Raw genomic sequence first — 7985 nt, 5'->3', positions numbered from 1 at the left:
GAGATCGCCGGGCATGCGGAGCTCGCCGCCCTGCTGGCGGAGCTGCGGCGCAGCGCCCCGGGGACCGGCAGCCCCGGCCCGGCGGCGCTCGCCGTCACCCCGCCCGGCCACCAGGATCCGCCGCCGGAGGAGGCAGCCCCACCGGTGGTCCCGCCGGGCGCCGGGCCGGTCCTCGCCGGCGAGGACCGGCCCGGCCGGCCGGAGGGCGGCGTGCCGTGGTCCAGCCTCCGCCTGGCCGACCTCATCGCCGCCTATGCCCGGCTGGCGGATGGGGAGGGGGATGAGGTGTCGGTGCTGCGGCGCCCGGACGGCATGGTGCTGGCCAGCTACCCGGCGCCGCCCGGGCCCGCCGGGCAGTTCCGCGCCGGCGGCGGCATGGCGGCGGCGCTGGCGGCGGACGGGCCGGTGGACGGGCCCTCGCCCTTCGACGGCAGGCCGCGCCGCTACCTCGCCCGCCACCTGCCGGGCCGGCCTGTCTCCGTCGTCTATGGCCGGGACCCGTCCGGCCCCCGCGCCGCCTGGATGCGGGAGGCGCTGGCCAGCCTCGCCCTGGCGGTGGCCACCATGCTGGTGCTGTTCTGGCTGGCCGCCCTGGCGGATCGCCGCGCCCGGCACCAGGCGGCGGCGCGCCGGGCCGAGGCGGAGACCGTGCTGCGCCACACCCAGCGGCTGGAGGCGCTGGGCCAGATCGCCGCCGGCGTCGCGCATGATTTCCGCAACACCGTGCAGGCGGTGCGGAGCGGCACCAAGCTGGCCCAGAAGGCGCTGGAGGCCGGGGAGCCGGAGCGCGCCACCCGCCTGTTGGATATGGTGGCGGAGGCGGCCGGCCGCGGCGCGCTGCTGACCGACCGCATGCTGCGCATGGCCCGCCGCGGCAGCCAGCCCGGCGCCGTGCCCGCGGCGATGGAGCCGGAGGCGGCGCTGCGCGCGGCGGTGGACCTGCTGCGCCGCACCCTGCCGGCCGGCTACCCGGTGCGGCTGGAGGTGGTGCGGGACCACTTGCCGCCGCTGGTGGCCGGGGAGCAGGCGGAGCTGGAGGCCGCCCTGCTCAACCTGGCGCTGAACGCGCGGGACGCGATGCCGGCGGGCGGCACCATCGCGGTGCGGCTGGAGGGCGTGCCGCCCGGGGCGCTGCCGCCCCTCGGCACCGCCGCGCCCCAGGCCCAGGCGCGGATCAGCGTGGCGGATAGCGGCACGGGCATGGACCCGGCGACGCTGGCCCGGGCGGCGGAGCCCTTCTTCACCACCAAGCCCGGCAGCGGCACCGGGCTCGGCCTGGCTTCCGTCCGCGCCTTCGCCCATGGCGCGGGCGGCATGCTGCACCTCGCCAGCCCGGGGCCGGGCCGGGGCTCCACCGTCACGCTCTGGCTGCCGGAGGCGCTGCCGGCCTGCCCCGGCGCCGGCGCGCGCGCCGCCCGGACCCTGCACCGCGCCATCCCGGGGCTGGCCTGGCCGCGGGCGGAAGCGGGCGCCGTCGCCTCCCGGGCCCTGGGCTGACGGGATGGGCACGGCCCGCCGCCGACCGGTTGCCCTGGCCCCTGGCAAAGACTACCTGAGGCAGCGAAGGCGGGCCGGCCCACCGCGCCCGCGCCTTGCCCCTTTTGACATTTGCAAAGAGATCATGAGCGACCCAGCCGAGAAGCTGCCAGACCCGCCCGCGACGGGCGTCCCCGAAACCCCCGCCGCCGAGGCGGGCAGCGCCACCCCCGAGGACCGCATCGCCGCCCTGGAGGCGGAGCTGACCCAGATGCGCGACCGCTGGCTGCGCTCGGAGGCGGAGATGCAGAATCTTCGCGCCCGCACCCAGCGCGAGGTGCAGGACGCCCGGCAATACGCCATCCAGAAATTCGCCGGCGATGTGGTGGAGGCGGCGCAGAACCTCCGCCGCGGCCTGGAAGCCCTGCCGCCGCAGCAGGAGGGCGAGCCGGAGCTGCTGACCAAGCTGCGCGAGGGCTTCGAGGGGGTGGAGCGCAGCTTCCTCGGCATCCTCGAGCGCCATGGCATCGCCCGCCAGGAGGCCCAGGGCCAGCCCTTCGACCCGGAGCTGCACCAGGCGATGGCTGAGCAGCCGGCGCCGGAGGGTGTCGCCCCCGGCACCGTCATCCAGGCCTGGACCCCGGCCTGGACGCTGAACGGGCGGCTGCTGAAGCCGGCCATGGTCGTCGTCGCCGCCGGGGGCACGCCGAAGGGCTGACCGCCGGGGACAGGATCGAGGGGATGATGCCGCCTAAAATTTCATCACCTCCTCCGGCTTCCCCTTGTTCCGGGGCCCGCGCGCCAATACATCGCCAGCATCGCCGGTCGGCCGACCGGCGGAGCTCCACTGAAACCGCCCGTCAGGAAACCGGCCATAAGGTCCGGTGCCTGATCGGCTCAGTCAGGGGACGGGGACCGGCGCCTCTTCCGGGCCAGCCCCGCCCGCCGCAAAGGAGAAAGTACGGATGAGCAAAGTCATCGGCATCGACCTCGGCACGACCAACTCCTGCGTCGCCATCATGGAAGGCAAGGACGTCCGGGTCATCGAGAACGCCGAAGGTGCCCGCACCACCCCCTCCATGGTCGCCTTCGCCAAGAACGGCGAACGCCTCGTTGGCCAGAGCGCCAAGCGCCAAGCGGTGACCAACCCGAACAACACGCTCTACGCCGTGAAGCGGCTGATCGGCCGGCGCTTCGACGACCCGATGGTCAAGAAGGACATCGGCCTCGTCCCCTACCACATCGTGCGCGCCGACAATGGCGATGCCTGGGTGGAGGTCGAGGGCCAGAAATACGCGCCGCAGCAGATCAGCGCCCATGTCCTGACCAAGATGAAGGAGACCGCCGAGGCCTATCTCGGCGAGAAGGTCTCCCAGGCCGTCATCACCGTCCCCGCCTACTTCAACGACGCCCAGCGCCAGGCGACCAAGGAAGCCGGCGCGATCGCCGGCCTCGAGGTGCTGCGCATCATCAACGAGCCGACGGCGGCCGCCCTCGCCTACGGCATGGACAAGAAGAACAGCGGCACCATCGCGGTCTACGACCTCGGCGGCGGCACCTTCGACGTCTCGGTGCTCGAGATCGGCGACGGCGTGTTCGAGGTGAAGTCCACCAATGGCGACACCTTCCTCGGCGGCGAGGATTTCGACGCGCGGGTGATCGACTACCTGGCCGACGAGTTCAAGAAGGAGCAGGGGATCGACCTGCGCGGCGACAAGCTCGCCCTGCAGCGCCTGAAGGAGGCCGCCGAGAAGGCGAAGATCGAGCTCTCCTCCTCCAAGCAGACCGAGGTGAACCTGCCCTTCATCACCGCCGACGCCTCCGGGCCGAAGCACCTGGTGATGACGCTGACCCGGGCGAAGCTGGAGGCGCTGGTCGATGACCTGATCCAGCGCACCCTCGAGCCCTGCAAGCAGGCGCTGAAGGATGCCGGCCTCTCCGCCGGGGAGATCGACGAGGTGATCCTGGTCGGCGGCATGACCCGCATGCCCAAGGTCATCGAGGTGGTGAAGCAGTTCTTCGGCAAGGAGCCGGCCCGCAACGTCAACCCGGACGAGGTCGTCGCCATCGGCGCCGCCATCCAGGGCGGCGTGCTGAAGGGCGAGGTGAAGGACGTCCTGCTGCTCGACGTGACCCCGCTCTCGCTGGGCATCGAGACGCTGGGCGGCGTGTTCACCCGGCTGATCGACCGCAACACCACCATCCCGACCAAGAAGTCCCAGGTGTTCTCCACGGCGGACGACAACCAGACCGCGGTGACCATCAAGGTCTTCCAGGGCGAGCGGGAGATGGCGGCCGACAACAAGCTGCTCGGCAACTTCGATCTGCAGGGCATCCCGCCGGCACCGCGCGGCGTGCCGCAGATCGAGGTGACCTTCGACATCGACGCCAACGGCATCGTCTCCGTCAGCGCGAAGGACAAGGCCACCGGCAAGGAGCAGCAGATCAAGATCCAGGCCAAGTCCGGCCTGTCGGACGCCGATATCGAGCGGATGGTGAAGGAGGCCGAAGCGAACGCGGAAGCCGACAAGAAGCGCCGCGAGCAGGTGGAATCCCGCAACCAGCTTGAGGCGCTGATCCACAGCACCGACAAGACGCTGAAGGAGAATGGCGACAAGGTTGGCCCGTCCGAGAAGGCGGAGGTGGAGACGGCGCTCGCCGCCGCCCGCACCGCCCTCGAGGGAACGGATGCCGACGCCCAGCGCGAGGCCGGGGAGAAGCTCTCCCAGGCCGCGATGAAGATGGGCGAGGCGCTCTACAAGGCGCAGCAGGCGGCCGAGCAGGCCGGCGGCGCGGCGGGCGGCCAGGCCGGCGGCGCGGGGGCTGGTGGCCCTGGCGGCGGCGCAGGGGGCGGCAACGACAAGGTGGTGGACGCCGACTTCGAGGAAGTGGACCCCACCAAGAAGAAGCCGAGCTAAGCTCGCGGAACCGCCGCGCTGAGCGATGGGTGGCGCCCGGTCTCCGCAAGGGGCCGGGCGCTTGCCCGTCCGGGGCGCGGCATGGGTTTCTCGCTGACGGGATCACAGCCGGACCATGGCCAAGCGCGATTACTACGAGATCCTCGGCGTGCAGCGGGACGCCACCGAGGACGACCTGAAGAAGGCCTATCGCAAGCTTGCGATGAAGTACCACCCTGACCGCAACCAGGGGGACAAGGAGGCCGAGGGCCGCTTCAAGGAGCTGAACGAGGCCTATGACGTCCTGAAGGACGCCGAGAAGCGCGCAGCCTATGACCGCTACGGCCATGCCGCCTTCGAGGGCGGGGGCGGCGGCCCCGGCGGCGGCTTCCAGGGCGGCAACCCCTTCGGCGCCGGCTTCGAGGACATCTTCGAGGAGATGTTCGGCCGCTTCGGCGGCGGCGGCGGCGGGCGGGGCCGGCAGCGCCAGGCCAGCGGCCGCGGCGCCGATCTCCGCACCACGGTGGAGATCACGCTGGAGGAAGCCTTCGCCGGCACCAAGCAGACCATCCGGGTGCCCAGCAGCGTCTCCTGCGAGGCCTGCTCCGGCAGCGGGGCGGAACCCGGCAGCGGCGGCGGCGCGCAGACCTGCCCCACCTGCCAGGGCGCCGGCAAGGTGCGGGCGCAGCAGGGCTTCTTCCTGATCGAGCGGACCTGCCCCACCTGCGGCGGCCAGGGGCGCATCATCAAGAACCCCTGCAAGATCTGCCAGGGCGCCGGCCGGGTGCAGCGCGACCGCACCCTGAACGTCTCCATCCCGGCGGGGGTGGAGGACGGCACCCGCATCCGCCTGGCCGGGGAGGGCGAGGCCGGGCTGCGCGGCGCCCCCGCCGGCGATCTCTACGTGGATGTCGGGGTGCGGCAGCACCCGATCTTCCAGCGGGACGGCGCCAACATCTTCGTCCGCGTGCCGCTGCGCATGACCCAGGCGGCGCTCGGCGGCGCCGTCGAGGTGCCGACGGTGGATGGCGGCCGCGCCAAGGTCGCCATCCCGGCCGGCACCCAGGCGGGGGACCAGTTCCGCCTGCGCGGCAAGGGATTCTCCGTGCTGCGCAGCGCGGCGCGCGGCGACATGTTCGTGCAGGTCTCGGTCGAGACCCCACAGAACCTGACGCCGAAGCAGCGCGAGCTGCTGGAGGCCTTCGAGCAGGAGGCGACGAAGAGCGGGAAATCCAGCCCCGAGGCGGAAGGCTTCTTCGCCCGGGTGAAGGAGTTCTGGGACGGGCTCGGCGGGCGCTGAGCCCGGCCCGCCTGGGCTTCACGGGCAGGCCGGGGCGGCCGGCATGGCCGCCGCCCCGCCCGCTCGATCCGCCGCGCAGCCGCCGCACCGGCCCCGCGCGCGATCTCCGGCCGGACCGTCAGGACTTTCGAGCCCGGCATCAGTGCCGCCGGAACACCCCCTTCAGCCACCAGGTGAAGCGGTGCTGCCGCTGCTTCGCCGCCAGCGCCGCGCGGTCCCGCAGCCAGGCCACCTGCACCACCCGGCGCTCCCCGACAAAGGGTGTGTGCCCGTGCCAGGAGTCCGGCCCGCGCAGGAAGGCGAAGACATGGCCTTCCACCGGCGGCCACTCCGCCACCACATCCGCCAGATCCTCGCTGCGCAGCACGCGGATGCACCCTTCCGAGGAGGCCCAGGCGGGGTTGAGGTAGAGCAGCAGCGTCGCCGCCTTGCGCGCGCTGTCGGTATGCGGCCGTCCCGCCTCCCGCGCCGAGAGCCGCTGCACCGTCACCAGCCGCGGCAGCGCCGCGAAATCCGGGCCGAAGAGCCGGGTCATCGCGTCATCCAGCGCCCCGGCCTCGATCTCCGCCAGCAGCGCGGCGAAGCTGCCGCGCGGCTCCAGCTGCTCCACCGGGTGGTAGCCGGGGCGGTCGATCCGCGGGAAATCCCGCCTCAGCGCCGGCAGCGCCGCGGCAGCCACGCAGCCTGCCGCCACGGCCCAGGGGTAGGGGTCCTCCCGCGGCGTGGCCGCCAGCAGCGGCGCGAGGTTGAGGATCCGCGCGGTCTCGGGCGCGGCAGGGGAGATCCGGGTGGCCGAGCTGGACATGGCTTGGGCCCTTGGGGCGAGGTCCCGGCATCGCTGAAAGCCCGGCCGCCCGGCCGCGGTTGCGTGACAAGCGGTTCACCCGCTTGGTTGTCGGCTGCAGCGTGCCGGGCTATCCCGGCCCGGACATGGACGCGAATCCCGGCCTTTCCCCCGCCGCGGCCGAAGGCCCGCTGGCGGCCTATCGCGCGCGCCTCGCCGCCGGCACGCTGAAGCCGGACCCAGCCCAGGCAAGGGCGGCGGAGGTGCTGCAGGAGCTCTGGCGCCGTCTGCGCGGCTACGACCCGAAGCCGGAGCCCGCCGCCCAGAATGGCGGCGGCAACGGCCTGCTCTCCCGCTTCTTCCGCCGCAAGCCGGTGGAGGAGGCGCCGGACGCCCCGAACGGCCTCTACCTGGTCGGCGAGGTGGGGCGCGGCAAGTCCATGCTCATGGACCTCTTCTTCGCCTGCGCCGAGGTGCGGCGGAAGAAGCGCATCCACTTCCACCAGTTCATGCAGGACTGCCACCAGCGCATCCATCGCTGGAAGCAGGCCAACCCGGGCGGGGAGGATCCGATCCCGCCGCTCGCCGACAGCATCGTGGCGGAGGCCGCGCTGCTCTGCTTCGACGAGTTCCAGGTGCATGACATCACCGATGCCATGATCCTCGGCCGGCTGTTCGAGGCCCTCTTCGCCCGCGGCGTGGTCGTCGTCGCCACCTCCAACACCGCGCCGGACGACCTCTTCAAGGGCAAGCCTGGCCGCGACGCCTTCCTGCCCTTCATCGCCCTCATCAGGCAGCGGCTGGAGGTGCTGCACCTGCAGGCGGAGCGCGACTACCGGCGGGAGCGCATCCGCGGCCTGCCCACCTGGCACTGCCCGGTGGATGGCAGGGCGGAGCGGGCGCTGGACGCCGCCTTCCGGGAGCTGACCGGCGAGGCGCATGGCACGCCCGCGCGGCTTACCGTGCTCGGCCGGGTGCTGGAGGTGCCGGAGGCGGCGCGCGGCGTCGCCCGCATGGATTTCGAGGCGCTGTGCGGCCAGCCGCTCGGCCCCGCCGACTATCTGGCGCTGGCCACGCATTTTCACACTCTGGTGATGGATGGCATCCCGCGGTTGGGCCCGGAGAACTTCGATCGCGCCCGGCGATTTGTCACCCTTGTGGATGCATTATACGAACATCGCTGTAAATTAGTGGCTTCCGCCGCGACTGCCCCTGACAACCTATATGAATCAGGCGAGAACGCTGCGATGTTCGAGCGGACTGCGAGCCGCTTGATGGAAATGCAGAGTCAGGATTATCTGGGCTTGCCGCACCTCACGTAATACGGCGTAATATCAATAACGGATTCGAGAGGATAGCCCATGCGCTTCATGACCCTGGCCGTCCTTGGCCTGGCGCTGCTCGCAGCCCCGGCCTTCGCAGCAGGGCAGAAGCCTTCGGCGAAATCCTCGGCGCAGCAGGCCCGGCCGGCGGCGCAGCGCGTGGCGCTGGTGGCGCCGCGCCCCGCCGCGGCGGCCAGCCGGGTGGC

6 protein-coding genes are annotated in these 7985 nt (G+C 72.5%); 5 read left to right on the top strand and 1 reads right to left on the bottom strand.

The window, feature by feature from the left end:
• The 4 genes from NJ376_RS27715 to dnaJ all read left to right on the top strand — a co-directional run.
• A partial coding sequence (locus tag NJ376_RS27715; protein ID WP_252956591.1) for an ATP-binding protein occupies window positions 1-1497 on the top strand: 1497 nt, incomplete at its 5' end.
• 124 nt (window positions 1498-1621) lie between these two features.
• Window positions 1622-2194 carry a nucleotide exchange factor GrpE gene (locus tag NJ376_RS27710; protein WP_252956590.1) on the top strand — a complete coding sequence of 191 codons (573 nt, stop codon included), beginning with the start codon at window positions 1622-1624 and terminating at the stop codon, window positions 2192-2194.
• Window positions 2195-2441: 247 nt separating this feature from the next.
• Entirely contained in the window at window positions 2442-4394 is a 1953-nt protein-coding gene (gene dnaK / locus NJ376_RS27705; protein ID WP_252956589.1) for a molecular chaperone DnaK, read from the top strand.
• A gap of 115 nt (window positions 4395-4509) precedes the next feature.
• Window positions 4510-5673 (top strand): molecular chaperone DnaJ, encoded by a 1164-nt coding sequence (dnaJ, locus tag NJ376_RS27700; RefSeq protein ID WP_252956588.1) that lies wholly within the window; start codon window positions 4510-4512, stop codon window positions 5671-5673.
• 139 nt (window positions 5674-5812) lie between these two features.
• Here the strand turns inward: dnaJ and NJ376_RS27695 are convergent, their stop codons facing one another.
• The gene (locus NJ376_RS27695; protein ID WP_252956587.1) at window positions 5813-6478 is read right to left on the bottom strand and encodes a 2OG-Fe(II) oxygenase; all 666 of its coding nucleotides are present in this window, start codon (window positions 6476-6478) and stop codon (window positions 5813-5815) included.
• Window positions 6479-6603: 125 nt separating this feature from the next.
• On the opposite strand from NJ376_RS27695, the gene zapE reads away from it, so the two are divergent.
• Window positions 6604-7779 carry a cell division protein ZapE gene (zapE, locus tag NJ376_RS27690; protein ID WP_252956586.1) on the top strand — a complete coding sequence of 392 codons (1176 nt, stop codon included), beginning with the start codon at window positions 6604-6606 and terminating at the stop codon, window positions 7777-7779.
• The last annotated feature ends 206 nt before the right edge of the window (window positions 7780-7985 follow it).

Source organism: Siccirubricoccus soli (assembly GCF_024178315.1).
In the GTDB taxonomy this organism is placed as follows: Bacteria; Pseudomonadota; Alphaproteobacteria; order Acetobacterales; family Acetobacteraceae; genus Siccirubricoccus; species Siccirubricoccus soli.
This window is presented reverse-complemented; position numbering and strand designations above follow the sequence as displayed.

Coding starts and splice junctions, on each gene's coding strand:
- NJ376_RS27710 (WP_252956590.1), top strand. CDS start 1,622: ATGAGCGACCCAGCCGAGAAGCTGCCAGACCCGCCCGCGACGGGCGTC.
- dnaK (WP_252956589.1), top strand. CDS start 2,442: ATGAGCAAAGTCATCGGCATCGACCTCGGCACGACCAACTCCTGCGTC.
- dnaJ (WP_252956588.1), top strand. CDS start 4,510: ATGGCCAAGCGCGATTACTACGAGATCCTCGGCGTGCAGCGGGACGCC.
- NJ376_RS27695 (WP_252956587.1), bottom strand. CDS start 6,478: ATGTCCAGCTCGGCCACCCGGATCTCCCCTGCCGCGCCCGAGACCGCG.
- zapE (WP_252956586.1), top strand. CDS start 6,604: ATGGACGCGAATCCCGGCCTTTCCCCCGCCGCGGCCGAAGGCCCGCTG.